Origin of the sequence: Nocardia sp. NPDC050799, assembly GCF_040654015.1 — a bacterium.
Taxonomy (GTDB): domain Bacteria; phylum Actinomycetota; class Actinomycetes; order Mycobacteriales; family Mycobacteriaceae; genus Nocardia.
Window position 1 is genome coordinate 1 of record NZ_JBFAHF010000128.1, and the last position, 1,108, is coordinate 1,108.

General features: G+C 62.1%; 1 protein-coding gene. It reads left to right on the forward strand.

Annotation, left to right across the window (positions count from 1 at the left end):
• Positions 1–959: fructokinase (locus AB0H42_RS35860; RefSeq protein WP_357064359.1), on the forward strand; the 959-nt coding region annotated here is incomplete at its 5' end.
• Positions 960–1,108: the final 149 nt, after the last annotated feature.

Here is a 1,108-nt window from a genome sequence, read left to right on the forward strand (position 1 = left end):
CCGTCGCGGTGCGTCTCGGCCGCCACGACGCCACCATCACCCTGTATGACATGAGCGGTAAATCGCTCAGCGAAGAACACTATCCGCTGCCGGAACGCACCCAGGAAACGCTGGAGAATGCGCTGTTCGCCGCCATCGCCCAATTCATCGATGCTAACCAGCGCCGCCTGCGCGAGCTGATCGCCATCGCGGTGATCCTGCCCGGCCTGGTGGATCCGGCGCTGGGCGTGGTGCGCTATATGCCGCACATCAGCGTCAGCAACTGGGCGCTGGTGGACAACCTGCAGCAGCGCTTCAACGTCACCAGTTTCGTCGGCCACGACATCCGCAGCCTGGCGCTGGCGGAGCACTACTTCGGCGCCACCCGCGACTGCGAAGACTCGATTCTGGTGCGCCTCCACCGCGGTACCGGCGCCGGCATCATAGTCAACGGGCAGATTTTTCTCGGCAACAACGGCAACGTCGGCGAGATCGGCCATATCCAGATCGATCCGCTGGGGGAACGCTGCCACTGCGGCAACTTCGGCTGCCTGGAAACCGTGGCCGCCAACGCCGCGATCGAACAGCGCGTGCGCCAGTTGCTGAGCCAGGGCTACCCGAGCAAACTGACGCTGGAAGACTGCGGCATCAACGCCATCTGCAAGGCCGCCAACCGCGGCGATCTGCTGGCCAGCGAAGTGATCGAACACGTCGGCCGCTATCTGGGCAAGGCGGTGGCCATCGCCATCAACCTGTTCAATCCGCAGAAGGTGGTGATCGCCGGTGAGATCACCGAAGCGGACAAGGTGCTGCTGCCGGCGATCCAGAGCTGCATCAATACCCAGGTGCTGAAGGACTTCCGCAAAAATCTGCCGGTGGTGACCTCCGAACTCAATCATCGCTCGGCGATCGGCGCTTTCGCCCTGGCCAAACGCGCGATGCTCAACGGCGTGCTCTTGCAGCGATTGCTGGAAAGCTGATCCGCCGCTTCTGGCAGGCGTGTTATCGTCACCCTTCGCCTGCCGTAATCATGAGAAACAGCGACAAATGAAAATCAAAAACGTTATATGCGATATCGACGGCGTGCTGCTGCATGACAATACGCCGGTTCCCGGCGCCGACCTGTTCC